This is a genomic window from [Scytonema hofmanni] UTEX 2349, assembly GCF_000582685.1.
Taxonomy (GTDB): Bacteria; Cyanobacteriota; Cyanobacteriia; order Cyanobacteriales; family Nostocaceae; genus Hassallia; species Hassallia hofmanni.
Genome location: NZ_KK073768.1, coordinates 460,865 through 485,870, shown reverse-complemented (window position 1 = coordinate 485,870; position 25,006 = coordinate 460,865). Strand labels below are relative to the sequence as shown.

Genomic DNA, 25,006 nt, shown 5'->3' with positions numbered 1-25,006 from the left:
AATAACGATAAGAAAAAAGACAATTTAAGCGGATCTACATCAGTTACAACTCCACCCAAGATAGAGTCACCTACAGATCCACCAGTTATAACTCCAACCAAGCCAGAGTCACCTACAGATCCACCAGTTATAACTCCACCCAAGATAGAGTCACCTACAGATCCACCAGTTATAACTCCAACCAAGCCAGAGTCACCTACAGATCCACCAGTTATAACTCCAACCAAGCCAGAGTCACCTACAAATCCACCAGTTATAACTCCAACCAAGCCAGAGTCACCTACAAATCCACCAGTTATAACTCCAACCAAGCCAGAGTCACCTACAAATCCACCAGTTATAACTCCAAATCCACCCGTTATAACTCCAAATCCGCCAGTCATAACTCCAAATCCGCCAGTTATAACTCCAAATCCACCCGTTATAACTCCAAATCCGCCAGTTATAACTCCAAATCCACCCGTTATAACTCCAAATCCGCCAGTTATAACTCCAAATCCGCCAGTTATAACTCCAAATCCGCCAGTTATAACTCCAAATCCGCCAGTTATAACTCCAAATCCGCCAGTTATAACTCCAAATCCACCAGTTATAACTCCAAATCCACCCGTTATAACTCCAAATCCGCCAGTTATAACTCCAAATCCACCCGTTATAACTCCAAATCCGCCAGTTATAACTCCAAATCCACCAGTTATAACTCCAAATCCACCAGTTATAACTCCAAATCCGCCAGTTATAACTCCAAATCCACCAGTTATAGAGTCACCTCCAAATCCACCAACAACTCCAAATCCACCAGTTAAACCAAGCACATAAAATTATCGGACTGAATAAGACATTCAGTTGGGTTAAAGAAACAACTCAAGTAAAACGAGTTTCCAGTTCGTAGTTAGTGTTTTAGCGCTGAAGCGCAAACTACGAACTTTAATTTTTTGGCGTTGCTGATTTCATGTATGAAAATGATTTTGCGTAGTGTCAGAAGTGTTGTATAGACGTGATATATCGCGTCTCTACATCCAGGTTCATACAACGATTCAGCAGCGCCAATTTTTTGATGTCCAGCTAACTTTAAATCTCGAATTTGTCAACTGGTCGTGGAACAATAGATGTAGAAGATGGTGGTTGGGGGGTGTCTTCAGAAACTTCTACCCAAGATATGGTGGGAGTGTCTGTATCTTCTAAAGATAAAGTATTCGCCAAATTACTGTATTCAGAATTTATCAATTCATCAAGGGCTTCCAGAACTAGGGATGCAGATTGATAGCGTTGTTTAAAGTCATCCAACACCATTTTATTAAGAATCTCTGCTAAGGCGTGACTGACCTTTGCTTTGTCCATCCATTTCAACTCTCCGTCAGCATCTCTATCTAATTCATGGGGATGTTTGCCAGTCAAGGCTTTAATACCAATCATGCCAACTGCATAGATGTCACTACTGTATTGCGGACGCCCAAAACATTGTTCGCTTGGTGCATAACCTTTAGTACCAATGCCAATGGTAAAGGCTGTTTGCTGTGGATTATCAAGCAGTTGTGTGGTGACTTCTTTAACGGCACCAAAGTCAATGAGTACCAGTTTGTTGTCCTCATCTCGTCGCATGATGTTGCTGGGTTTAATATCTCGGTGAATTACGCTGTTGTCATGAACAAATGCTAATGTTTGCAATAAGTCCCGCAACATCTCGATAACTGCGGTTTCGGGGATGAGTCTACCAGATGGAAGCTCTTGATTGAGAGGATGACCGATGATATATTCTTGAATTAAGTAAAATTCTTCGTCTTCTTCAAAATAAGCCAATAACTGAGGAATTTGGTTATGTGTTCCTAATTTTTGTAAAGTTTGCGCTTCTGATTTAAACAAACGTCTGGCAATTTCTAGGCTTTCTGATTTAGTATTGCCTGGTTTTAGCTGCTTCACAACACATAGCGGGTTTTGCGGAAGTCTGGTATCTTCTGCAATGTAGGTTTCGCTGAATCCTCCTGAACCAAGAACTTTGACAATTTTGTAGCGTCCGTCAAGTATTTTACCCGCTATTGCTTTTTCTCTTTGTAGAAGTAAGTCTTGCAGGTCATCTTCCATGCTGATAATTTCTTGGGCAACATGATTAGATGCATGTTTTTGAAGAATATTGACTAATTGGCTTTTTCTTAACTTATCTTTAGCTACTTCGGTTCCGAGATAAGAAAGTCCGATCGCACTCATCGCCATCATTGGCACTGTAGTCGGTAAAATTAACTGATTATATATAAAAACAGAATAACTAATTATGCCCCAAACGCTTGCTAGAGCGCAAAGTGCGAAAAATCTAATTATGCCTCGCTTGCTGCGAGTAACTATTAATACACTTCCACCAACTAACACCAGCACAAACAATCCTTGCAGAAATGGATTTTTAATTCCTTGAGCGATCGCTTTTCCTTCCATTAAAGTAGCGATCGCATTTGCATGAATTTCTACCCCTGCCATTTCTTCATTACTTGGGGCAACAGCTACTGAATGATAATCATTACTTAACTTGTCGGTTGCCCCAATTAAAACTATCTTATCTTTGAAAATTTTTCCTTGTTGCAAATAAGAATTCCAATTTTCGGGGTCGAGTACGTAGTAGAAAGGAATATGCTCAAATTTTCCCGCAGAACCGTAAAAATAAATGCGATCGCCTTTTGGTCGCGGATATTTCACGTTTGCTGCTCTAAGTACCGCTTCCCCAAAAGATGGTATTTTATCTCCTGGGACAAAACCTTCGTTTTTCTCTAACAATTTCGGAAATTCGCTTGCAAGTCGGTGAATTTTGCCATCTACCTCTAGGGGGAAATTAATCGAGCCAATGGATACCGATCCTGTGCGAAACTGTGCGGATGGCTGCGATAACTGCCAACCTTTGCCTTGATACGTCTCAATAAACTCGTAAACTGCGCCTAAAGTAACTTTATCGCCATAACGTTGCAATGACTGTTGCAACTTTTGATCGTCGGCAGTATCCTCAAGATTAGGTCGATTAAATACTACATCTAATGCAACCGAGCGTGCCCCTGCTTTGATTAACTTATCAATTACTTGAGCGTATGCCTCACGTTTATAAGGAAATTTTTGTAGCGGTTCAAAGTAGGCATACTGCTTCGGGTCTCCTTGATAGGATTGTGCAGGAGTTGATATTGACTGATCGTCAATTGCCAATATCACGATATCTTCTGGCGGCATCACCGGTTCGCGCAGTTGATAAAATGTATAAATCGCCTGACTTTCCATCAATTGCGTTAAACCCAAACCAGAAGCACTCAACAAGGCTGCTCCTAATGCGGAAGTAGCAGCAAGTAGATGACCTAAACGAGTCATCTGGTTTGAGAAACGTGCTAATGCAGTTGCAGTCGTTTTTGTAGATTTACTTGGCAGTCTATTGGCAGCAGAGATATTGTTTTTAGGTAAGCTAGATTTATGTTCTTCTGCCATATCGTGTTATTCATAGATTTACGTACAACGATTTTATTTATTTACACCCTGTTATAACCCCATTATCTTGACATAATACTTAAATGAAAAACTTATACATTTGTAACTTATTCTTTATTTTTTCCCAAATCGTAAGTAAAGCTCTTATATAAAGTCAGAAACGAAACATAGCTTCATATATTTTCATAACGCAAGTGACTATATATGATTGTTCCAGAGACTGAAGCAGATTTATCGGTTGCAACGAGCGTGAGTTACTCAATTCTATAATATCTCTCAGGTTCTGTGATGAGTGAGGGTGCTGGACGATAAAAAAATAAACACCAACTGAAGCGATCGCCCAGTACCGTTAATCTAGCTAGGAAGTAACTTTCAAGGGATGTTGTGAATTGCTTTAAAGACAAAATCTATAGATAAGGATGATTATATCCTACCCCCAGCCTACGCATACCTCTTTAGGAGTAAACTTAACTGTTATATGCCTAATAAAGCTGTCCCACAAGTCAATTTTATTGGTAGATTTTGATTACAAGGTATTTATTGTAGAGGTGCTCCATAAAAATAAAGCGTTTTTTCCGTGTACTAGAGAGTCTTGGTGGGCTATTGAAGATAAGGTAAGAACATGATCGCATTTATTTCTTCTCGATTCAGCCAGACGCATTGCTTGATAGGCATTTGCTACCTGGAGTAAAAAAGGTTCAGCCCCCAATTGAAAGCCCACTCCAATGTTTCAGCCGATTTTATCATTTGAAAGAGGTAAGCTCAAAGCTATAAATGACGATATAGTTTATAGATATTAGTAAATTTGTCATTTTATTATTGCTATAATCTATTGTTCAATCTAAATGCTTTTCTATATATATTAGGTGTAACTTTACTATGGGTTCTCCAATGAATCGTCTATCTATTTTTGTAGATGGAAACAATATGTTCTATGCTCAACAAAAAAATGGCTGGTTTTTTGATCCACGACGCGTCTTAGAATATTTTAGAACCGAGCATCATGAAACAGCCTTAATCAATGCCTTTTGGTACACTGGCTTAAAAGACCCACAAGATCAGCGAGGGTTTAGGGATGCCCTAATCAGTTTAGGATATACAGTCAGAACTAAAATTCTTAAAGAATATTATGATGATTCCTCCGGTCGTTATTCGCAAAAAGCAAATTTAGATATAGAAATTGTTGTAGATATGTTTAATACAGTAGAACAATACGATAGAGTCGTTTTATTTAGTGGTGATGGGGATTTTGAAAGAGCTATAGAATTATTAAGAGGGAAAAATACTTATATAACTGTAGTATCGACAGAAGGAATGATAGCCAGAGAATTGCGTAATGCTACTGATAGATATATAGATTTGAACGATATCCGAGATAAAATAGAAAAAACTGAAGGTTGATATTCTTAGCAATTATTTACAAATCAGGAGTAAAGAAAATTAATATTAAAGATTTTTCCCGGAAAAAGTAGAAACGCTAATAACGAGATGAAAATGAACAACAACGAAAGAATTATCATTTTTGATACGACTCTGCGAGATGGTGAGCAGTGTCCGGGTGCGACTTTGAATATAGACGAAAAGCTGGCGATCGCCAAGCAATTAGCACGTCTTGGGGTAGATGTCATCGAAGCGGGTTTCGCTTATGCTAGCCCTGGAGATTTTCAAGCCGTTCGCAAAATCGCGGAAATTGTCGGGACAGAAAATGGTCCGATAATTTGTAGTTTGGCAAGAGCGATTAAAGCAGATATTGAAGCTGCGGCATCTGCATTAAAACCAGCCGTTAAAGGCAGAATTCACACGTTTATTTCCACGTCTGATATCCATTTAGAGTATCAGCTGCGGAAGTCACGCTCAGAAGTTTTGGCGATCGCCGAAGAAATGGTGGCTTATGCCAAAACTTTTATGGCAGATGTAGAATTTTCGCCGATGGATGCTGTCCGTTCCGATCCAGAATTTCTTTATCAAGTATTAGAGCGAGCGATCGCAGCTGGCGCAACAACAGTTAACATTCCCGACACAGTGGGTTATACTACCCCCAGCGAATTTGGAGCGCTAATTAAGGGAATTAAAGAAAATGTCCCCAACATCGACAACGCGATTATTTCCGTTCACGGACATAATGATTTAGGCTTGGCAGTTGCTAACTTCCTAGAAGCTGTGAAAAATGGCGCAAGGCAGTTAGAATGTACCATCAACGGAATTGGTGAACGTGCAGGAAATGCCTCGCTAGAAGAATTAGTTATGGCATTGCATGTGCGACGACAATATTTTAATCCGTTCTTAGGAAGACCAGCAGAATCCGAAGAATCACTGACAAATATCGACACTCGTCAAATTTACAAAACATCGCGCTTGGTTTCCAATTTGACGGGAATGTTAGTGCAAGCAAATAAAGCAATAGTCGGAGCAAATGCTTTTGCTCACGAATCTGGGATTCATCAAGATGGTGTGCTAAAAAACAAGCTCACCTATGAAATTATGGATGCCCAATTGATTGGATTGGCAGACAATCAAATCGTTTTGGGTAAACATTCAGGCAGAAATGCTTTCCGTACTCGGTTGAAAGAATTGGGCTTTGAACTTTCAGAAACCGAATTAAATAAAGCATTCGTCAGGTTCAAAGAAGTAGCCGATAAAAAGAAAGAAATTTCTGATTGGGATTTGGAAGCGATCGTTAACGATGAAATTCAACAAGCACCTAATTTGTTTAGATTAGAGTTGGTGCAAGTTTCTAGTGGCGATCGCGCTCGTCCCACCGCAACTATCACCCTCCGCACCCCAGAAGGTGAAGAATTAACTGACGCAGCGATCGGTACAGGACCTGTAGATGCAGTTTATAAAGCAATTAACCGCGTAGTTAACGTCCCAAATCAGTTAATTGAATTTTCCGTACAGTCGGTAACAGAAGGCATTGATGCACTTGGAGAAGTAACCATCCGCTTGCGCTATGAATCTCAAGTATTTGCCGGACATGCGGCGAATACAGACATCATAGTTGCCTCCGCTCAAGCTTACGTCAATGCACTGAATAGATTGTATGCTTATTTGCAACAATCTCAAAAACAAGAACAGGTAACTGCACAGCAAATTTGATGCAATAGATATAGGCGTAGAAAAGACGTAGAGACGTAGCATTGCTACGTCTCTACAACTATTAGCGTGACCATAAAGGGTGTGGGGAGGGAAGAGGATTCTTTCATTCTTTATCCTTCACTACACCCTACACCCTACCCCCCACACCCCCTTCATTATCATTGTTCGACTTCTGAACCATCTTTATTCATAATCACGACTTGACGCTGGCTAGGGTCAAATCGATAAGATTGTTCTTGCATAATAGTTTTATTTTCACGCGGATCGAAGTTCTGGCGAAATTTTGTGTTTAAAGTGTTGACACGTCCTTCCATAAACTTGACTTCAGTGCCAATTTCTCTTAATCTGTCTTGCTGTAACCAATGATAAGGCAAAAGTTGTACCAACGCAGATGCTGCGGCGACTGAAATGACAACATTAACCCCTATTTTTACCGTCGTTTCCAGTGCCATCACCTGATAAGAGCGTTGTCTTAGGTGCCGGCGTGGTCTTGGAGCTACCCGACGTTTTTGTATAGGTTCTAGCGGGGGTCTGGAAGGTTGAAATGCATTCATAGTATTAAAAATAACCTCGACTATCGGCAGAAACTTGCCGTAAAAATCTGACCAAGATTAATTACGGATTTATTTAGCTGTCATATTACTTCATTTTTTCGAGTTTGATACACGTATGTTAATACTTAAAAATAAACCTGGCATACGTAAGTAATCAGTTGCCGATAATCCACGGTATCAAGCCGCAAGATGGAAACTGCTTTCGTACTGCCAGGATTATCAGCTTTTTGATACTTTGCCTGGGATGGCAGATGGGAATATTGGCAATTAGGGATCTATGGTATTTTTTCCTAATCCCTAGTGCATGAAGGCAGGAGGCAGAAGGCACTTATGCAGAAGGAAAGAAATCTTCTACAGAAAGCTTTTTAACTTTTTTCAACTTGATAGTTATTTCTGCCACGCTGCACTAGTTTACAGTCCCAGTATCAAGCAGCTTAGAATTTATTTGTAAAGTTCTGTTGATAAACGCCAAGCCAGAATTCCTGGAATCAGCGCCACAACTAGAGCGATGTAGACTTGAGTATCTGATATATGCATCTCTATCGAATCCTCCGAATAGAACAGGAATTTTGATCGGTTCGTTTACTACTTTTCCTTGTTTTGCCAAGATTGGGGAATAACTTGTTACAAAAAGCAATTATTGGGCATTGGGCATGGGACATTGGGCATGGAGCATTGGTTATTTGTCAAGCTTTTTTAGAAAAAATTATTAATTTATGTTTTATCTGGGTATCGATTTTGGGACTTCTGGTGCTAGGGGTGTGGTGATTTCCTTGGAAGGCAATATGCTTTTAGAGGTGCGGTATCCTTGGGAAATGTCAAATGAAGGTAACTTGACGACTTGTTGGCAAACAGCTTTGTTTACCTTATTAGAACAAATCCCCTCAGAATTGCGGCTTAAAATCAAGGCGATCGCCATCAATGGAACTTCCTCTACCGTCTTGCTCTGCGATGCCGCTGGAAAGCCTGTAGACGCCCCGCTGTTGTACAATGATGCGCGGGGTGCAGTCATGCTGGAACGCTTACGTAACGTTGCACCCGCAAATAACACCGTATTAAGCGCTACTTCTAGTTTGGTTAAACTTTTGTGGATGTCTTTACAACCATCTTTCGCAGAAGCTAGATATTTCATGCATCAGGCAGATTGGTTGGCGTTTCTTTTGCATGGAAAGTTGGGTATAAGCGATTACCACAACGCTTTGAAGTTGGGTTATGACGTGGAAAATTTTAGATACCCAGAATGGTTAGAAGAACTGCAAATACCAATTCATCTACCTAAAGTAGTAACTCCAGGAAGTGCGATCGCTCAATTACTTCCAGAAGTCGCGGCTAAATTCGGTTTCAGAGAAGATTGTTTAGTGTGTGCTGGTACAACTGATAGTATTGCCGCTTTTATCGCCAGTGGTGCAAAATTACCCGGTGATGCGGTGACTTCTCTGGGTTCCACGTTGGTGTTAAAGCTGTTGAGTCGTACCCGTGTGGAAGATGCGCGATATGGAATTTACAGCCACCGTTTAGGCAATTTGTGGTTAACTGGGGGTGCTTCCAATACTGGAGGTGCGGTGCTACGGAAATTTTTTACGGTTGCTGAGTTAGAAAGATACAGTCGTGAAATTGATGTAAGCAAATATTGCGGGTTGGATTATTATCCCTTATTGAAAACTGGCGATCGCTTTCCAATTAATGACCCAAATTTACCACCGCGATTAGAACCGCGTCCAGATAATCCTGTGGAATTTTTACATGGATTATTGGAAAGTATGGCACGCATAGAAGGGCGGGGGTATGAATTACTACAGCAACTTGGAGCAGATAAGTTAAACCGTGTTTACACCGCTGGAGGTGGTGCGGCAAATGACACTTGGACGGCAATTAGGAAACGGTATTTAAAGGTTAGAGTGATGCGTTCTGATAATACTGAAGCTGCCTATGGGACAGCGCTTTTAGCGATGCGGGGAGTGGAAGAAAGTTGAGAGTTAAGAATTTCGCTCGTGATGTACCGCCAATACGGTTCGGATAAGATTTTCTGATGATGATTATAGATCACAAAGACGCGATAAATCGCCGTCTTTACAATTGTAGAGACGGCGATTTATCGCGTCTCTTGCCTTAACCGAACCGTATTGGATGATATCCTTCCTCGTTAATTGATTAAATTTAGTCAGAACGAACCGCAGAGGCGCCAAGAGCGCAGAGAGAGTTAAGAAGAGAGGATAATGCGTTTGATGCCTTGTTTAAGGATGGGGACGTTGAAGTTGATGAGGAGGGTATAAAAATCAGTAATTCTCGAAATATGCTGAACTCAAGGGGTAGTAATAGAGAAATGTGGTAATAATTATTCCAAGTAAGCTCTGCTCTTGAGTCTCCTACATGAAAAAGCTGCTGAAAAAACCAGTATTTTTGGCTGTTAGCATTGCGATCGCTAGCCTTATCATTGGCTATATCGGCAACCAATTACCAGCGCTGAAAGATTTACTGCAAGCAAAGAATTCCCAGGATGTTGCAAAAATCTTTGCTGAAAACAGGATTGCGATCGCTCTTTTTATTATCATGGCGCTGGTATTTATCTGGCTCACCTACCAGCAAATAAAGCAACAACCGGAAGATGCACCTGCAAATATCGATCCCACAATTCGTCCCAGGTTACTCGAAGCGGAAGCAACTAAGGTAAAACAACGGTTGCACGATTCCTTGCATAATTTGTTAATGCTGGATTTGATGCGGGAGGAGCAACCCCAACAAGTTGGTAGAAAGCCGTTACAAACTTTATATACAGTCTCGGTTAACAATACTACGAGTCAGCCCCAGATACTCGACAAGATGGTGGATGTATTGCGACGGGGTGATATTAGCGGACGTTTATTAATTTTAGGGCAACCGGGAGGCGGAAAAACTACGACTTTGTTGAATTTGGCAAAGGAATTACTCGATATAGCCAAACAGGACGACAAAGAACCGATACCGATGATTTTTGAGCTTTCGACTTGGCGGGATGATAGTGTGAGTATTTTAGATTGGATGATTTTGCAACTCAAGCAGGAATATAACCTCGCACCAGGGATAAGTCGGGTTTGGTTACAACAGGGTGAGATTTTACCCTTGTTGGATGGGTTGGATGAGTTGGGTTTGGAAAAACAGAGAAAATGTATTCGAGCTATTAATCAATATTTGCAGGAAGATGCAACACGGGATTTGGTGGTTTGCTGTCGGCAGGAGGAATATCTTGCGGGGGAGGAAATACTTTCGACGTTACATGGTGCGGTATGTTTGCAAGAATTATCAGATAGACAAATTCAGGATTATTTAACCCAGTTGCAGCGAGGGGATTTGTGGCAAAGTATTCAAAATAATGCGGAGTTTTTGGAGTTGGCAAGGACTCCTCTGTTATTGTCGATGATGTTAGTTGCCTATCAAGGAAGGGCAATACAGACGAAGGAAGAATTATTTGATGCCTATATTGAGCGTAGATTTGAGTTGTTGCCTGTAGGGAAAGGGGAACCACAGCGCAGGAAGATTATGCATTTTTTGGTGTTTTTAGCGAAACAATTGCGAGGGACACAAACGGAGTTTTTAATTGAGAATATGCAGCCGAATTGGTTGCAGAATCGTCAGCAAAAATTGATTTTTTCGCTGATTTCTGGACTGTTTATTGGGCGGATTTTTGGGTTGATTTTTGGGCGGATTTTTGGGTTGATTTTTGGGCTGATTTATGGGCTGATTTTTGGTTTACTGAATCTTGAATTTGAAATGCTGGAAACAATTCAATTTTCATTCACAGTTACGGCACTCAGAGAATTTATTAAAAATTTTATTTCTTGGCTGATTATTGGATTGATTATTGCGTTGACTTATGGACTGATTTATGGACTGATTTATGGGTTGATTTTTGGGCTGATTTATGGGCTAAAAGGTGAGATTGTCAACAAATCAATTCCCAATCAAGGTATTAGGGCTTCTGCTAAAAATATGGTTGTGCTGACAATTTTATTTAGCTTTATTTTTATCTTTGGACAAATTTGGTTAAAACCATTTTTACTTCAAGTTATTTCAGCAAAGGAAGTCACTATAGTTTTAATTCGTTCTCAAACTTTGATAGTTTTTCTGCCATTTTGGCATGGTGGTGGAATTGCCTGTATACAACATTTTTCCCTTCGTTTAGTACTTTGGTATAACCGCTACATTCCCTGGAATTATGCCAAATTCCTTAGTCGTGCGGCAGAACGTCGGATTATCCAACAAATCGGTGGTCGCTATCGTTTTATCCACCGCTTGCTACTCGACCACTTTGCTGACATGCGTGTTTAATCAACTCGTTGATAAAAAGACGAAATATACATATAAATATTAACCTAAATCAACCCCCAATACGGTTCGGTTAGGGCAGGAGACGCGATAAATCGCCGTCTCTACAAAGGGCTTATTATTGTAAAGACGGGGATTTATGGCGTCTTTGTGATCTATAATTTTCATCAAAAAATCTTATCCGAACCGTATTGAATCAACTCCATCATCAAAACTGCGTAGAAGCTCTGCTTCTTGTTGCCAGACATGGCTTATTTGGCAAAGTTGCAAAGTGTGCGATCGCCTTTATGATTTTAAAGCGAGAATTCACTAGGTAAGTTAATAAATTTTGCAAAATTTTCTTGTAAATACAAATTTATAGATAGTAATTGGGATTATCGGTGATGAGTTTTTCGGCTTGAGCAACTGCTAGCAAGCGTTCGTCAGCGGTGAGAAATGTAAATGTTATCGTATTTGTCCCAGAGAGTTGAGGTAAAATGCATAGTGCAGAAGCCAGTTGAACAGCATCATAAGCTCTCAGGGGATGACGAATGACAAGTTGTCCTGCCATTTCAGTCACTACTGGCAACAATTCAACTTTTTGATACTGAGTATCGAAGTGGTAACGAAATGCTTGCAAAATTTGGTTAGTCTGATTAGCAGAAATACTGCCCTCTCGCTGACGACGAGCCAATGCACTAAAAACTTCAACCCAGACAATTCGGGTAACGACCAATAAATTACCAGTTTCTTGAGCAGTTAACGATTGAATCCAAGCAGTTCCTGTCTCTGGAACATATCGTTTAAGCAAAGCACTGGTATCTAAAAAATATGCTGCTACCACTCACCTCGATCCTCAATGATTGTTTCTGAAAGTGGTTGACCAGCAACATGAATAGACTCTACCATTGCTACCAAATCAGCGTCAGAAATCGGGGGAGCATCAGAGGAAGTTGGAGGAGTAAGTAAACCAGACTCGTAGAGAGGTTCAAGCAAAGGCAAAAGTTCAGTCGTGGTTTGTTCGGGTAACACTTGTAGCCAAACAGTTTGGCGCTCAGAAAAATTTACTGGAGCCAAGGGACGCAACACTCCATTTTCGTAAATTGCCGGAATTGCCTTAGCCATTGAAATTAATTGACTTTTAGTTTTAAGGCTATTTTATGCCAAGTCTGTTGGTAGTTGTTAGCCATCCATAAAGTACAAATGTCCGCAATGCCGAAACAGTGGATTGCATTAGAATATTCAAAAGCGATACGCGTAGCGTCAAGCCTCCGGCTTATCGCCTTACGGTGATTGCAAAGGTGTCACTGCCCAAAGGGCGATCGCCTCATTAACCCCATCATCACAAGTGCGATCGCCTAAATCAACCTCATCACCAGAAATGCGATCGCTGATTTGACACATTTGCTAACAATGCGATCGCCCACATCAACTCCATCATCAGAAGTGCGATCGCCTACATTAACCCCATCATCAAAACTGCTGCATCTACGCCCGTTGTAGACATCGCTGATTTGACATAATTGCTAAGAGTGCGATCGCATAAATTTACAGTGATGTATATGATAGATTTTATTGTTGGCAATATGCCGTTCGCGTAGCGTGCGCTTTGCGCTTAGGCATTAAGCTTCGCTTATCGCTTCTTTGCGAGAGTTGGCTACTTACTTTACTCGTAAAAGAATGGGAAAAGTTGTTCTTCAGGAATGTATTTACTTGCCTGTCTAAAAATAGCTTTGCAAGTTCCTGTATCTAACTGCCGATGTAATGGTACTGTTAAAGTCTCTTTTTGTTCTACACCAGAACGACGCAACTTAATATGACTACCCTTTTGGCTGTGTACCTCAAAGCCAAACTCGCCCAAAATTCCAACAACCTCAGCACTTGATAATCTTTTGAGTCTAGGCATATTCTAGTTGGAGTTCAAAAGTTACCAGTAGAGAAGGTTTATCTACTAAGCCAAATTGAGTTGGATCTTCGTCTTCTAAATGCAAAGCAACTGCTTCACGAAGGTTATGAACAACTTCATCCAGAGTCTCTCCCTGAGTTACCACGGAAACTTCTAGACATTCTGCTACGTATCCGTGTTGTTCACCTGGATGAATGACTGCTCTAATATTCTGCTTCAACTCCATAAGCCATCTTAAAAATCCAAGAAGTCTATTAAGTTAGGTTATGCTTTTATGCTACACCATTAACTATAAATAATTCGTATCCGCAACAAATCAGTGCGATCGCCCACATTAACCTCATCACCAAAAGTGCGATCGCCCACATCACCCCATCATGAGAAGTGCCATAGCATATTTGACAAAGTTGCTTAGAATGCGATCGCCCACATCAACCCCATCACCAGAAGTGCGATCGCAGTTTGTCAATTGGGAATTTAGTTTTGGCGAAAAATTGCAGTGCGATCGCTTTTAAGTCTTTGACTAGGAATTTTATGATAGCGTATATGCTACCATGTATACATGGCGATTAAAATTGTAGTTGATACCAGCGTTTTTATTAGTGCGCTGATTAGCTCTAAAGGTTCTAGTAGAGAACTAATCCGACGCTGTTTGAAAGGAGAATATCAGCCTTTAATGGGGAATGCTTTGTTTTTGGAGTATGAGTCAGTCATTCATCGCTCAGAAATTATCGCCAAATGCTCTTTAACTACTGAAGAAATTTCTGCTTTACTTGCATCATTCATGAGCGTAAGTCAATGGGTTTATATCTATTATTTATGGCGACCTAATTTAAAAGACGAAGCTGACAATCACTTAATTGAATTAGCAGTTGCCGGAAATGCTCAAATGATTGCCACTCACAATGTCAAAGATTTCCAAAATACTGAATTGTTATTTCCTAACTTATCAATATTAAAACCTGAAGAAATTATTAGGAGTTAAACAAAGATGGCAACTTTAACTATTCGTTTACCAGACGATAAGCATAATAGATTGAAAGAACTTGCTCAAGCCAAAGGCATCAGTGTTAATAAATTAATTGAAGAACTTTCTACCATAGCTTTAGCAGAATTTGATGCCCATACAAGATTTAAAGCTATGGCTGCAACTGGCAACGCAGAAGAAGGCTTAAGAATACTGGCTAAACTTGATACTCTTACAGAATAAGGCTTGTAGGACGATTATGTAAATACTAACCGGAAGGTGCTTTAATCCGAAATAAGATAATCCCGCAAGTTGCAGGCAAATGTGAACGAAAGGCAAGTTCACCAAAGTCTTTATCAAAGGTCAAAAGAATGCGCTCGTCACTTTGAGCGCGGTTTAAAACTTCGGGGTCAGTAATCCCAGGAGCATCAGTACGAATCCAAATAATATCGTGACCTCCATTGCAAAGAGCTTCTACAGCAGCGAGTAGCGTCAAGCCTCCGGCTTATCGCCTTACGGTGATTGCAAAGGTGTCATTGCCCAAAGGGCGATCGCCTCATTAACCCCATCATCACAAGTGCGATCGCCTAAATCAACCCCATCATCACAAGTGCGATCGCCTAAATCAACCCCATCATCACAAGTGCGATCGCCGACATCAACCCCATCACCAGAAGTGCGATCGCTTATTTGACACAATTGCGAAGAATGCGATCGCCTAAATCAACCCCATCACCAAAAGTGCGATCGCAGTTTGTCAATTGGGAATTTAGTTTTGGCGAAAAATTGCAGTGCGATCGCTCCCCAATCCATCCCTCAAATTGTAAACGGCTCAATTTCCCGATGTCCCCACCGGCGCTGATACCACTCCGCAACCAAAGGACGGATAATAAACTTAGGAGGATTACCATCTTTAACATCTATGCGTAAACACGAGTAAGGTCTGCGCTTTTGAGAACCTTGACCGTTGCGACCGATGAAAAGATGCGATCGCCCAATCAATCTATCCTCTTCCATCAAATCGGCTCCCTCACTTCGCTGACGTCGCAAGCTATACCCACTTCCCCCACAAATAATCCAGTTAATACCAGAATCAGCACCTCCGGTTTCCACTGTCTGAATGTGTTCCAAACAGTGTGCGTGACCATTTAACACCAAATCTACCAAAGGACGCCCTTGAACGCCATCACCGACCGCTTTAGCTACCGCATTAAACACATTACGCAAACGGCTACGAATCGCTAAAGTCTGTCCCTGTTGCCATTTTGTTGCCTCAGTTACGTAGGGAGGATGATGAAAATAAATTACCCTTCCCCGCACTTCCGTAGTATTCCAAGACTCAATTAATCTCTGCTTCAACCATTCCAATTGTTCGATATCAGTTACCGTCGTGGTTTTATCAGCGGCTAATTGCTTATCAATATCAACAATAATCTCCTCAATTTGTGTCAGCTTGGCTTGCAAATCGTCAAGTTGATCGGCTTCGCTTGGATTCTCAGGATTGAGTTGGGCTATGGTTTCCATGATTTGCTGGTTTTCTTGCTGTAATTCCTCCCGGCGTTTTTGCAAAACTTGGCGATGAACTTCGCCTTCTTTCGTCGAGGCTAGCGGCAGCGGATCGTTAAATGTGTTAGAATCTAAAGCGAAAAAGTCAATACCCCCATAGCGGAAAGTATAGTAACGATTCGGAAGGCGGGTAAATTTTCCAGGCTGGTAGCTAAGACAACGCCCTGTATCCGTCCTTTGGGTATAATGCTCATCTAAATGACGAGCTAAATCACCTGGAAGCTTAAATGCCTGGAGATAGTCCAAAAACGCTTTTGCGTAGGCATCACCTTTTCCTGAACCATGCAAACCCACGTCAATATCTAATTTGGACTGGAGTAGACGACGGATTGGCAGTGTTGTCCAAGAGACTAAGCCTAATAGAATCGGCAAGTTATAATAATCGTGATTTCCTGGTATGGGTAGAATTGGCAGCTTGAAAACCATCTCGTCATAAGCGATATGCTTAGGATGTTCGCCACCTACAAGGAATTCACGATAAGGGTTGATGAAGTTTTGCTGGTAGTACTCGCTCGACCCGACTAAATAGATAACGTCACCGGTATGTAGCATAAAACGGCTTTCGTCGTGATGAGGCAGCATTAGTTCAGCTATCTTTCGTTGGGGATTGTGTCCTCGATGCGATCCGGAACCGCTATCACCTACAACCAAAAATGAGAACTCTCGATCTGTGAAACGATTATCATCCAACACCATGCGAGTTTGGTCAATGCCCCGCTCGACAATTGCCGGATCTTGCCATCGTACCCGCTGATTCATCTTACGAATTTTGTCGGCGATCGCCGTATCGGATACAAGTTTCAAAGCAACTCACTCCCTAATTTTCATGAAGGACGCACCTTTTAAGATAGTCGAAGAGGGTATTTATAATAAATAAAATATTTCTAAGGCAAAACGATTCACGCACGTATAACAGTAATAGAGCGTTTATTTTTTGTCATGACAATTTGCGTTGATAAACGTTCTTCGATTGGTAGTGCATTTTGACGTCGGTCAAACACAAATAACCAACCAAAGTTTAATCCTAACCGTGCTAAATATGATTCTAATTGCTCAATTCCTTCAGCTTGAGGGTCACGTTTTTTATCACGCCATACTTTTAATTCTATTCCTAACGTAACGCTTCTATATCTTAGGCATAGATCCATGCGATCGCTTCCAATTGCATATTCGCGTTCCAGAGTGCCACCACCGTTAACGACACGATGTAAGAAAGCCATTAATACTAAATGTGGTGCTATTTCGTGGTAAGCAGTACTACCTAATAATGGTTCCCCGTGCTGCCGCCAAAATATAATAAAGGCTTTCAGCAAAGCATCTGTGTTTAATTTGCCTGACTGGGTTAACCAACTGGGACTAATGTGGGGTAAGCTGTCCTGGGTGCCTTGGACTAAAACACGGGGAATTACTTCGCGATAAATCGGGTTAGCAATTACGAGTCCCCCAGCAGGATCGCGTCGCAACAATCCTAAATCGATTAAATATTGTCGGTCATCGTTGGGGGTATCGCCTAAAGCAAGTCCAGCTAACATTGGTTCGATAATGTCTTTAACTCGTTTTTCTCGCAGTTTTTCTGCTAGAGAATCGAGATGGGTGTCTTGACGGGCAATTAATATTTCCTTAGCTTGTAAAATATGCTCTTTGGTAATAGCAATATTTCTATCCTTGACCATTTTTTCCACAACTTCCTTGGCAAGGGCATTTACTAACCAAGGCTGTCCTTGAGTTAAATCAAACGCTGTTGCTGTTGCTTCTGGGGTAAAAAGTTGTCCGGTTTCCTCTGTATGTTGCTGGTATAGTTCTTCCACCTCTGCGGCGTTGAAATTTCTGAGGGTGATGGAACTGACTTTAATATTAAAAGGACTGGCTGTATTTAATCTATCACTTCCACCCGATGCAACTTTATAATCGCGTACATCCCGCAATCCAATTAAACCAAGGGATGAAGGGAAGTTTTCCGGACGACTGCGATAACCATCACGTAATTGCCGCAACACGGAAATTAGGGTTTGGTCTTCTAAAGAGTCGATTTCATCAATAAATAGCACCAACGGACGCTCGATTGCTTGTGCCCAGGCTCTTAAATTTTCGTTAATTCTCTGTCCAGGAGCATTATAAATCCAAGTTGGAGGGTGTAGTTCTGGAGGTAAATAATCCTCAATTGTATTTTGCCAAGTTCCCAAAATTGCCAATTCTGCTGCACCAGGGTCATGATTAAATGCACTTCCCACCTCCACCGATACCATCACTGCTGCATAACGTCCAGTTGCGGTAAGCTGTTTTGCTAGGGATAGCATTGCGGTAGTTTTACCTGTTTGTCGGGGTGCATGAAGGACAAAATAACTCTCTTGTTCGATCGCCATTTCCAAGTCGGGTAAGCGACTTGTAGGTGACAGCATGTAGTGTTTGTCTGCTTTACAAGGACCAGCAATGTTGAACCAGCGAGGCATTTAGTGTTTGCTTCTATCGGATACTTTGAGTTTAGTGCGATCGCGCCAGATATTTCAACAATGAAGACTTTGTGAGAATATAGTTTTGTTGCCGAGCAGTTATCACCTATGATTACCACCGAGCGTCGCTACAATTTAGATGAATATCGGGCGATCGCTCGAAAAGCAGAAGGACGCAGCGAATATCGTGATGGAGAATCAGTTGGGATTGAATTAGCGATCGCCGAAATTTATCGCGGAGTTGTTTTTGAGTAACCCTATTAGAAATCTGGTGTGAAAAACAGACTATTCTGTGCTACGTCTAATCAAGGGTTTCAGATAATATTATGTCCTGATATTTAACATTAGTAAAAACATCGTAACCCTCGTAGAGACGTTCCGCCGGAACGTCTTTACAAAGGGTTATGTCCTGATATTTAACATTAGTAAAAACATCGTAACCCTCGTAGAGACGTTCCGGCGGAACGTCTTTACAAGGGATTCCGTATAAAGCATATTTAAATTCGGTCGATGTCTATTTTGCCGATAAAGTGCGGGGTAATTCCACCCGAAAAGTAGAACCCTGCCCTAAACTGCTTTCTACATAGATGGTTCCTTGCATTAATTGCACTAAAGCATCAGTAATTGCCAGTCCTAAACCTGTCCCTCCTTGGCATCTGGCTAAGGACTGATTTGCTTGGCGAAACTCTTGAAAAATCAACTTTAAATCTTTTTCACCGATGCCAATTCCAGTATCGACAACAGCGATCGCTAACTTATCTTTGGGCAGTTCGGTAAGTTCAATAACCACACTACCCGATTCGGTATACTTAATGGCATTATCTAACAAATTGGCAATAATTTGGTGCATCCGGCTGGGGTCATTGACTACAAAAATGCTCGGTTGAGCTAAATAAACCTGCAAATTGATATTTTTGTGTTCCGCTAGCGATCGCATTTCTTCAGCAGTCGTTTTCACCAATTCTGCCAAGTCAAACGTTTCTAACTCCAATTCCAAACGTTTGGCTTTCAGCTTGGTATAATCCAAAATATCTTCAACTAACGACAGCAAGTGCTTACTATTGCTGTATATGTTTTCCACCATGTTGAATGGTTGCTGCTCAACATTCGGGCGAAATCGGCGTAGCAGCACATGAGAAAATCCTAAAATCGCGTTTAAGGGAGTACGCAACTCGTGGGACATTATTGACAAAAATTGTGATTTGAGACGATCTGCTTCTACTAATTGCAAATTTTGCAGTTGCAGTTCCCGTAGTTGTTCTTCAGCTTGCTTGCGTGCGGTAATTTCTCGCAATTGCCAACGCAAAGCGATCGCCTTATTATTTCCATCATATACAGTCACCACCGTCATTGCCGCGTCGCAAACCGTATTGTCTCGTCTAGACAAACGTACTTCCCATTCTTGCAATCGCTTCATACCATAAAGTTGCGTCAGCATAACCCGAAAAGCTTGACGATCTGTCTCTGGAATGAAGCTAATCAGCTTTTTACCTATTAGATACTTTTGGTCGATGTTAAGCAACTTGGCAGCAGCATAATTTGCTTGGGAAATTGTACCCTTAATATCTGTTACTAAATATCCATCCGGTGCAAAGTTAAACAAATCTTGGTAGCGTTGTCGTTCTTCTTCTAAATACTTGTGAGTCGCTATCAATGCCTGATTTGAAGAACGCAATTCTTCCATTGCCGCACACTGTTCTTGTAACGCTGCCCAAAACGTCTTCAGAGTTTGATTCAATAACTGTAATTGTTGCCCGGTGAATACCACAAACTTCTTAGAGAATTGTTTGCCCGGTTGAGGAACTTTTAACTGTAGGTCAAGTGTTTGTTTAGAATTTTTCGCATTCATGAAGCCTCTTGTTAATTTTTTTTATTAATGAACCTAAAAAGTGAAATTTATGCTTAAATTAATTTTTCTTATGAATTTTATAAAAAAAATTAAATTCCCAAGGCAAACAATAAACGAATTAGTTTTTTCTTGTTTTAGTTGTGTTACATAAATTCCTGTTGTATTTGTATCAAACCAAATTTTGACAAACAATCTTTTGCCTGTTTGCTAATTTGTAAAGTACTTATTACAGCATACAAGTAGCAGGCATCACAATTTGATGTAACATTCCAACTTCTATAGTATTAAGCTGTTGTTAAAGTTGTATCTACATTAAGGTTGAGGTAAATTTATCCGAAAGTGGCAAATCAGAATTATCTTCGTTCTTTGCTTTGAAGTGTAAATTTATAATTAATTGGCATGGGTTTAGTAGTAAATTAAAACATATTATGACTCTGCGTTTAAAAAAGCTACGAAATTAATAGACAGAAGAAGTAGAGACGCGAAATTTCGCGTCTCTACAAGGGTTTTGGACAACGCATAGTTCATTTTCACTCCTATGTCAAATCCAAAAAGGTACTAAAGACTTTAACTTAAGTATCAGATGGGGTATCTTGTGTGTTTTTCATCTCAATTATCAAGTTAGGAAGTCCCTCTAATTTTTCCACAGGCACAACTTCTTCTTGCATCGGCACAAAAACCTTCAAACCTGCGGGAACACATTTAATCTCAATGGGAGTTGTTCCAACTAGTTCACCATCTAAGACAACCTTTTGGGGTGGTTCGGTGGTAATTTTGAATTGTTTAGAGCGCAGATAGCCGATGTCATTTCGCTCGACTGGGATACCCGCAGAAGCAGTTTGAAACAGATGAAGTGTTGCCGCGATCGCTCCGGCTTTATTAGCCGGCGCCACTATAGTTAAATCCAGTAACCCATCATCCACAATAATTCCCGCTGCTCCTTGAGCCAAAACTGAAGTAGGAGGTGCAGCATTTGCTACTGTCACCGCTACAGCTGAAGTTTTAATTATCTTCTCATCAGTTTCGATTTCTACATCAAAATTTTCTAAATTGCTTAATTCTTGCAGTCCTGCTAAAACATAAGCCATGATGCCAAAGCGATTTTTTGCATCTCGGTCAGCGCGTTCCACAGTTTCGGCTTCAAAACCAATACCTGCTAGCAAGACCATCGGGCGATCGTTGCAATAAGCTACATCTACACTCCGAGTTCCTCCTTGTAAAATACTCTCACAGGCTGCCGCGATGGAATCAGGAATTCCCAAAGCTGTAGCAAAAGCGTTTGCCGTTCCCCGTGAAATGATGCCAAAAGGAATATTAGTACCGATTACCGCATTAGCAGCAGCGGAGAGGGTGCCATCTCCCCCAGAAGCAATAATCGCATCTACCCCGCGCTCAACTGCTTGCTGTGCAAGCTTGTCAGCACCGATTTCTTCAGTTGTCAAGTAAATATCTAAGTCAATTTCTGGCTCTAATATTTCCCGGATTTGTGCCAGTTCTTGTTCTGGATTACCTTGACCAGCAACCGGATTAAAAATAAGACAAGCGGAACGATTCATAAAAATGAAAAACAGATTCTAAATCATAAGTATCCAATTATTACTAACGTTGCGGCAAAATGCAAACTTCCATCTCACGGCAGGTTTACCGATGATTGTGATTTGGCGTTTTCTTTATCGTCATAATTATCTCAAGTCTGAAAAAATGCGAACATCTGGAATGAGGTTCTATATTATAGCGGTTCTCATTTGAATCACATACATGTTCAAAAAATAAATGTAGAGACTTCGTGCGATCGCGTCTCTACATCGCGTATTGCACGCAACCGAAAAGCGCTATATACTGCGTTGCCCAAAATACGAGCGTAAAGACTAGCAAGTGCTACGTCTAATCAAGGGTTTGGGATAATGCATATTTAAATTCAGTCGATGTGTATCTAATCTGATCCACCTCCTTAAGAGCTAACCAGTTAACAAAAATTCATAAAGAAAAGTAAAAAACAAACTTAACTCGAATCAAGAAAATAGCCACACTTCAAGTCACGCACTGCGGTAGTCTAGATGAGAGTAAAATAATTGCCTGGTTTAACATACTGTATTTATGACATTATCTGTTTCCAGTCCCCCACGCACAATTCGCATCGGTACCCGCAAAAGCCAACTTGCTCTAGTTCAAACTCACTGGGTACAAGAACAACTTCAGAAACTCTTTCCTGATATCACTTTTGAAGTGCATTCCATGTCCACCCAAGGAGATAAAATCTTGGATGTGGCATTAGCCAAGATTGGGGACAAGGGACTTTTTACCAAAGAACTCGAAGTAGGAATGCTCAACCAGGAGATTGATTTTGCCGTTCATTCTCTTAAGGATCTACCGACTCGCTTGCCATCCGGGTTAGTACTGGCAACAATTACAGAACGGGAAAACCCCGCAGATGCTTTGGTAGTGCATGAAAAGCACAAAGATAAGCAGATTGATACTTTACCAGAGGGTGCGGTCATCGGTACATCTTCCCTGCGTCGGTTAGCACAATTGCGGCATCATTTTCCCCATTTTACATTTAAAGATATTCGAGGCAACTTGAATACCCGCATGGCAAAATTAGATGGGGGTGAATATGATGCGATAATTTTGGCGGTAGCAGGTTTAGAGCGATTGGGAATGAGCGATCGCATTCATCAAATTCTCCCCAAAGAAATTTCTCTCCACGCAGTTGGACAAGGTGCATTAGGTATCGAATGCCGTGCTGATGATACTGAGTTGATCTCGCTGCTTAAAGGTATTGAACATTCTCAAACACGCGATCGCTGTTTAGCTGAACGCTCTTTCTTACGTGAATTAGAAGGCGGTTGTCAAGTACCCATTGGTGTAAATACTGAATTAAATGGTGACGATTTAACATTATCTGGCATAGTTGCCAGCGTCGATGGCAAAAATTTGGTCAAAGATACCGTCACAGGTTCAGCATCCCAAGCCGAACAACTAGGCATCCAACTAGCACAACTGTTGCGGCAACAGGGAGCGCAGGAAATTTTGGATAAAATATTTACCGAGATTCAACGCGGTTCCTGAGCTGTTGTACAAGCAGATGTGATTAGATGAAGAAGTGCGATTCGTTGTACATAAGTAGGGTGGACGCCCATCCTACAGTGGAATTTTGATGTAGGCACGGGGAAAACAGAAATTACCATGCGGATTCTATTTGTTGCAGCAGAGGCAGCTCCCATTGCGAAAGTTGGTGGAATGGGTGATGTTGTCGGTGCTTTACCCAAATTCCTCAGACAAATGGGGCATGATGTGCGAATATTCATGCCCTACTATGGCATGTTGCCAGATAAAATGGAGATCCCCAAAGAACCGATTTGGTGGGGAGATGCGATGTTTCAGCACTTTGCAGTTTATGAAACAATTCTGCCCGGTACTGATGTTCCCTTGTATTTATTTGGACATCCAGCATTCATGCCTCGGCGCATTTATTCTGGAAATGATGAAGATTGGCGGTTTACATTGTTTGCTAACGGTGCAGCCGAGTTTTGCTGGAATTATTGGAAGCCAGAAATAATACACTGTCACGATTGGCACACGGGGATGATTCCGGTGTGGATGAATCAAGACCCTGATATTACCACGGTTTTCACGATTCATAACTTAGCGTATCAAGGTCCGTGGCGTTGGTATTTAGAGAAAATTACTTGGTGTCCTTGGTATATGCAAGGACATAACACGATGGCAGCAGCTGTACAATTTGCCAACAAGGTAAATACAGTTTCTCCCACCTATGCCGCGCAAATCAAAACACTTGAATACGGTGAAAAGTTAGAAGGTTTGCTGTCTTTTATTAGCGGGAAGTTATCTGGGATTATTAATGGGGTAGATACCGAGATGTATAACCCAGCAGATGATAAATACATCGCCCAAACTTTTACTCCCGACACATTAGAAAAACGCAAAGCGAATAAAATTGCTTTGCAAGAAGAAGTGGGATTAGAAGTTAATAGTAATGCCTTTTTAGTCGGGATGGTGACACGGTTAGTCGATCAAAAAGGCATTGATTTAACATTGCAAATTATGGATCGGTTTTTAGCATATACAGATGCCCAATTTGTATTGCTAGGAACAGGCGATCGCAATTATGAAACTCAAATGTGGCAAATGGCATCGCGTTATCCCGGACGCATGGCAACTTACCTACTTTATAACGATGCTTTAGCTCGCCGCATCTACGCCGGGTCTGATGCTTTCTTAATGCCAAGCCGTTTTGAACCTTGCGGTATTAGCCAAATGTTATCCTTGCGCTATGGTTGCGTGCCAATTGTCCGTCGCACTGGGGGATTAGTTGACACTGTAACCCACCACGACCCCACAAATGGAGCAGGCACTGGTTATTGTTTTGACCGCTATGAAGCGTTAGATTTATTTACCTGCATGATTCGCGCTTGGGAAGGCTATCGCTATAAACCGCAATGGCTGGAATTGCAAAAACGCGGTATGAATGAAGACTTCAGTTGGCATCAATCTGCGAAGCAGTATGTCAAATTGTACCGCTCAATTTACGGCTTGCCAGAAGAAGAGGAAGAAACCCAACAACTGGAGTCAAGCGTAAATGAACCAGTAGCTACTTCTAAATAATTGTTGCAAAACACTTGTTGCCTTCCCCTAGCTCTCTATCTTGTGGTACAGAGTTAGGGGATATATTTTTTGTTCAAATCTGAGACGTTCCGCCGGGTAGAGACGTTCCGCCGGAACGTCTCTACGTATATTTAATCACAACAAAATCTGCTGTATATTCCAACTTGCTGTTAAAGGTAAATGCGATCGCACTCTTTAGCTTTGATTAATTCCTGATACTACTGAGTTAAACCTGAAACAGCAAATAACTAGACTTAT

At 41.2% G+C, this 25,006-nt stretch carries 24 protein-coding genes and 1 pseudogene; 10 read left to right on the top strand and 15 right to left on the bottom strand.

The genetic code is table 11. From position 1 onward, the window contains the following. Both TOL9009_RS46995 and TOL9009_RS0107235 read right to left on the bottom strand, forming a co-directional pair. On the bottom strand, positions 1-815 hold an 815-nt coding region (locus TOL9009_RS46995; protein ID WP_038296225.1), incomplete at its 3' end, for a hypothetical protein. A gap of 256 nt (positions 816-1,071) precedes the next feature. After that, the gene (locus tag TOL9009_RS0107235; protein WP_029632190.1) at positions 1,072-3,453 is read right to left on the bottom strand and encodes a CHASE2 domain-containing protein; all 2,382 of its coding nucleotides are present in this window, start codon (positions 3,451-3,453) and stop codon (positions 1,072-1,074) included. An 879-nt stretch (positions 3,454-4,332) separates the two neighbouring features. Between TOL9009_RS0107235 and TOL9009_RS0107230 the strand changes: the two genes are divergently transcribed. Together TOL9009_RS0107230 and TOL9009_RS0107225 are read left to right on the top strand one after the other, a co-directional pair. Then, the gene (locus tag TOL9009_RS0107230; protein WP_029632188.1) at positions 4,333-4,854 is read left to right on the top strand and encodes a LabA-like NYN domain-containing protein; all 522 of its coding nucleotides are present in this window, start codon (positions 4,333-4,335) and stop codon (positions 4,852-4,854) included. Positions 4,855-4,947: 93 nt separating this feature from the next. Beyond that, positions 4,948-6,549 carry a 2-isopropylmalate synthase gene (locus TOL9009_RS0107225; protein ID WP_029632186.1) on the top strand — a complete coding sequence of 534 codons (1,602 nt, stop codon included), beginning with the start codon at positions 4,948-4,950 and terminating at the stop codon, positions 6,547-6,549. A gap of 158 nt (positions 6,550-6,707) precedes the next feature. Here the strand turns inward: TOL9009_RS0107225 and TOL9009_RS0107220 are convergent, their stop codons facing one another. Together TOL9009_RS0107220 and psaM are read right to left on the bottom strand one after the other, a co-directional pair. Then, on the bottom strand, positions 6,708-7,103 hold the full coding sequence (locus TOL9009_RS0107220; protein WP_029632185.1) for a slr1601 family putative cell division protein: 396 nt from the start codon (positions 7,101-7,103) through the stop codon (positions 6,708-6,710). A 441-nt stretch (positions 7,104-7,544) separates the two neighbouring features. Next, complete coding sequence (gene psaM / locus TOL9009_RS43180) at positions 7,545-7,640, bottom strand: photosystem I reaction center subunit XII (protein ID WP_072022108.1); 96 nt, start codon at positions 7,638-7,640, stop codon at positions 7,545-7,547. 179 nt (positions 7,641-7,819) lie between these two features. On the opposite strand from psaM, the gene TOL9009_RS0107215 reads away from it, so the two are divergent. From TOL9009_RS0107215 to TOL9009_RS49090, 3 genes are all read left to right on the top strand, one after another. Then, a complete protein-coding gene (locus tag TOL9009_RS0107215) occupies positions 7,820-9,076 on the top strand; it encodes an FGGY-family carbohydrate kinase (RefSeq protein WP_029632183.1) in 1,257 nt (418 codons plus the stop codon). 397 nt (positions 9,077-9,473) lie between these two features. Further along, a complete protein-coding gene (locus tag TOL9009_RS0107210; RefSeq protein ID WP_029632181.1) occupies positions 9,474-11,408 on the top strand; it encodes an NACHT domain-containing protein in 1,935 nt (644 codons plus the stop codon). A 188-nt stretch (positions 11,409-11,596) separates the two neighbouring features. Continuing rightward, entirely contained in the window at positions 11,597-11,722 is a 126-nt protein-coding gene (locus TOL9009_RS49090) for a hypothetical protein (protein WP_260675857.1), read from the top strand. A gap of 38 nt (positions 11,723-11,760) precedes the next feature. On the opposite strand, the gene TOL9009_RS0107205 is transcribed toward TOL9009_RS49090, so the two are convergent. From TOL9009_RS0107205 to TOL9009_RS0107185, 4 genes are all read right to left on the bottom strand, one after another. Continuing rightward, positions 11,761-12,228 (bottom strand): type II toxin-antitoxin system VapC family toxin, encoded by a 468-nt coding sequence (locus TOL9009_RS0107205; RefSeq protein ID WP_029632180.1) that lies wholly within the window; start codon positions 12,226-12,228, stop codon positions 11,761-11,763. Beyond that, positions 12,222-12,509: an antitoxin family protein gene (locus TOL9009_RS0107200; protein ID WP_029632179.1), complete on the bottom strand. Its 288-nt coding sequence runs from the start codon at positions 12,507-12,509 to the stop codon at positions 12,222-12,224. Before TOL9009_RS0107200 ends, TOL9009_RS0107205 begins: the two co-directional genes overlap by 7 nt. A gap of 541 nt (positions 12,510-13,050) precedes the next feature. Next, the gene (locus TOL9009_RS0107190; RefSeq protein ID WP_029632178.1) at positions 13,051-13,290 is read right to left on the bottom strand and encodes a type II toxin-antitoxin system HicA family toxin; all 240 of its coding nucleotides are present in this window, start codon (positions 13,288-13,290) and stop codon (positions 13,051-13,053) included. After that, positions 13,283-13,516 carry a type II toxin-antitoxin system HicB family antitoxin gene (locus tag TOL9009_RS0107185; protein WP_029632177.1) on the bottom strand — a complete coding sequence of 78 codons (234 nt, stop codon included), beginning with the start codon at positions 13,514-13,516 and terminating at the stop codon, positions 13,283-13,285. The genes TOL9009_RS0107190 and TOL9009_RS0107185 overlap by 8 nt, the downstream gene beginning before the upstream one ends. A 336-nt stretch (positions 13,517-13,852) precedes the next feature. On the opposite strand from TOL9009_RS0107185, the gene TOL9009_RS0107180 reads away from it, so the two are divergent. Both TOL9009_RS0107180 and TOL9009_RS0107175 read left to right on the top strand, forming a co-directional pair. Further along, positions 13,853-14,275 (top strand): putative toxin-antitoxin system toxin component, PIN family, encoded by a 423-nt coding sequence (locus tag TOL9009_RS0107180; RefSeq protein WP_029632176.1) that lies wholly within the window; start codon positions 13,853-13,855, stop codon positions 14,273-14,275. 6 nt (positions 14,276-14,281) lie between these two features. After that, positions 14,282-14,500, top strand: a complete 219-nt coding sequence (locus TOL9009_RS0107175) for a toxin-antitoxin system HicB family antitoxin (protein ID WP_029632175.1) — start codon at positions 14,282-14,284, stop codon at positions 14,498-14,500. Between the two features lie 25 nt (positions 14,501-14,525). On the opposite strand, the gene TOL9009_RS38445 is transcribed toward TOL9009_RS0107175, so the two are convergent. The 5 genes from TOL9009_RS38445 to TOL9009_RS0107155 all read right to left on the bottom strand — a co-directional run bounded on the left by TOL9009_RS38445 (position 14,526) and on the right by TOL9009_RS0107155 (position 18,273). Beyond that, on the bottom strand, positions 14,526-14,753 hold the full coding sequence (locus TOL9009_RS38445; RefSeq protein WP_038296786.1) for a DUF5615 family PIN-like protein: 228 nt from the start codon (positions 14,751-14,753) through the stop codon (positions 14,526-14,528). Positions 14,754-14,770: 17 nt separating this feature from the next. Continuing rightward, the gene (locus TOL9009_RS0107165) at positions 14,771-14,956 is read right to left on the bottom strand and encodes a hypothetical protein (RefSeq protein WP_029632173.1); all 186 of its coding nucleotides are present in this window, start codon (positions 14,954-14,956) and stop codon (positions 14,771-14,773) included. Then, positions 14,944-15,093 (bottom strand): hypothetical protein, encoded by a 150-nt coding sequence (locus TOL9009_RS46985; protein ID WP_186227499.1) that lies wholly within the window; start codon positions 15,091-15,093, stop codon positions 14,944-14,946. The genes TOL9009_RS0107165 and TOL9009_RS46985 overlap by 13 nt, the downstream gene beginning before the upstream one ends. Next, positions 15,074-16,627, bottom strand: a complete 1,554-nt coding sequence (locus tag TOL9009_RS0107160) for a metallophosphoesterase (RefSeq protein ID WP_029632171.1) — start codon at positions 16,625-16,627, stop codon at positions 15,074-15,076. Before TOL9009_RS0107160 ends, TOL9009_RS46985 begins: the two co-directional genes overlap by 20 nt. A 95-nt stretch (positions 16,628-16,722) precedes the next feature. After that, on the bottom strand, positions 16,723-18,273 hold the full coding sequence (locus TOL9009_RS0107155; protein WP_029632170.1) for an ATP-binding protein: 1,551 nt from the start codon (positions 18,271-18,273) through the stop codon (positions 16,723-16,725). Between the two features lie 108 nt (positions 18,274-18,381). Here TOL9009_RS0107155 and TOL9009_RS45265 point away from each other — a divergent pair. Further along, positions 18,382-18,477, top strand: a pseudogene (locus tag TOL9009_RS45265) (Uma2 family endonuclease); the annotation flags it as partial. A gap of 310 nt (positions 18,478-18,787) precedes the next feature. Here TOL9009_RS45265 and TOL9009_RS0107145 read toward each other — a convergent pair. Beyond that, positions 18,788-20,122, bottom strand: coding sequence for a PAS domain-containing sensor histidine kinase (locus TOL9009_RS0107145; protein ID WP_029632168.1), 1,335 nt, complete (start codon positions 20,120-20,122; stop codon positions 18,788-18,790). A gap of 572 nt (positions 20,123-20,694) precedes the next feature. Further along, on the bottom strand, positions 20,695-21,678 hold the full coding sequence (locus TOL9009_RS0107140) for a YegS/Rv2252/BmrU family lipid kinase (RefSeq protein ID WP_029632165.1): 984 nt from the start codon (positions 21,676-21,678) through the stop codon (positions 20,695-20,697). Between the two features lie 541 nt (positions 21,679-22,219). Here TOL9009_RS0107140 and hemC point away from each other — a divergent pair. After that, positions 22,220-23,191 carry a hydroxymethylbilane synthase gene (hemC, locus tag TOL9009_RS0107135; protein ID WP_029632163.1) on the top strand — a complete coding sequence of 324 codons (972 nt, stop codon included), beginning with the start codon at positions 22,220-22,222 and terminating at the stop codon, positions 23,189-23,191. A gap of 117 nt (positions 23,192-23,308) precedes the next feature. Further along, on the top strand, positions 23,309-24,748 hold the full coding sequence (gene glgA, locus TOL9009_RS0107130; RefSeq protein WP_029632162.1) for a glycogen synthase GlgA: 1,440 nt from the start codon (positions 23,309-23,311) through the stop codon (positions 24,746-24,748). The last annotated feature ends 258 nt before the right edge of the window (positions 24,749-25,006 follow it).

Bases quoted from the DNA above. Each gene is read 5' to 3' on its own strand.
- TOL9009_RS0107235 (WP_029632190.1), bottom strand. From the start codon at position 3,453: ATGGCAGAAGAACATAAATCTAGCTTACCTAAAAACAATATCTCTGCT.
- TOL9009_RS0107230 (WP_029632188.1), top strand. From the start codon at position 4,333: ATGGGTTCTCCAATGAATCGTCTATCTATTTTTGTAGATGGAAACAAT.
- TOL9009_RS0107225 (WP_029632186.1), top strand. From the start codon at position 4,948: ATGAACAACAACGAAAGAATTATCATTTTTGATACGACTCTGCGAGAT.
- TOL9009_RS0107220 (WP_029632185.1), bottom strand. From the start codon at position 7,103: ATGAATGCATTTCAACCTTCCAGACCCCCGCTAGAACCTATACAAAAA.
- psaM (WP_072022108.1), bottom strand. From the start codon at position 7,640: ATGCATATATCAGATACTCAAGTCTACATCGCTCTAGTTGTGGCGCTG.
- TOL9009_RS0107215 (WP_029632183.1), top strand. From the start codon at position 7,820: ATGTTTTATCTGGGTATCGATTTTGGGACTTCTGGTGCTAGGGGTGTG.
- TOL9009_RS0107210 (WP_029632181.1), top strand. From the start codon at position 9,474: ATGAAAAAGCTGCTGAAAAAACCAGTATTTTTGGCTGTTAGCATTGCG.
- TOL9009_RS0107200 (WP_029632179.1), bottom strand. From the start codon at position 12,509: ATGGCTAAGGCAATTCCGGCAATTTACGAAAATGGAGTGTTGCGTCCC.
- TOL9009_RS0107190 (WP_029632178.1), bottom strand. From the start codon at position 13,290: ATGCCTAGACTCAAAAGATTATCAAGTGCTGAGGTTGTTGGAATTTTG.
- TOL9009_RS0107185 (WP_029632177.1), bottom strand. From the start codon at position 13,516: ATGGAGTTGAAGCAGAATATTAGAGCAGTCATTCATCCAGGTGAACAA.
- TOL9009_RS0107180 (WP_029632176.1), top strand. From the start codon at position 13,853: ATGGCGATTAAAATTGTAGTTGATACCAGCGTTTTTATTAGTGCGCTG.
- TOL9009_RS0107175 (WP_029632175.1), top strand. From the start codon at position 14,282: ATGGCAACTTTAACTATTCGTTTACCAGACGATAAGCATAATAGATTG.
- TOL9009_RS0107155 (WP_029632170.1), bottom strand. From the start codon at position 18,273: ATGCCTCGCTGGTTCAACATTGCTGGTCCTTGTAAAGCAGACAAACAC.
- TOL9009_RS0107145 (WP_029632168.1), bottom strand. From the start codon at position 20,122: ATGAATGCGAAAAATTCTAAACAAACACTTGACCTACAGTTAAAAGTT.
- TOL9009_RS0107140 (WP_029632165.1), bottom strand. From the start codon at position 21,678: ATGAATCGTTCCGCTTGTCTTATTTTTAATCCGGTTGCTGGTCAAGGT.
- hemC (WP_029632163.1), top strand. From the start codon at position 22,220: ATGACATTATCTGTTTCCAGTCCCCCACGCACAATTCGCATCGGTACC.
- glgA (WP_029632162.1), top strand. From the start codon at position 23,309: ATGCGGATTCTATTTGTTGCAGCAGAGGCAGCTCCCATTGCGAAAGTT.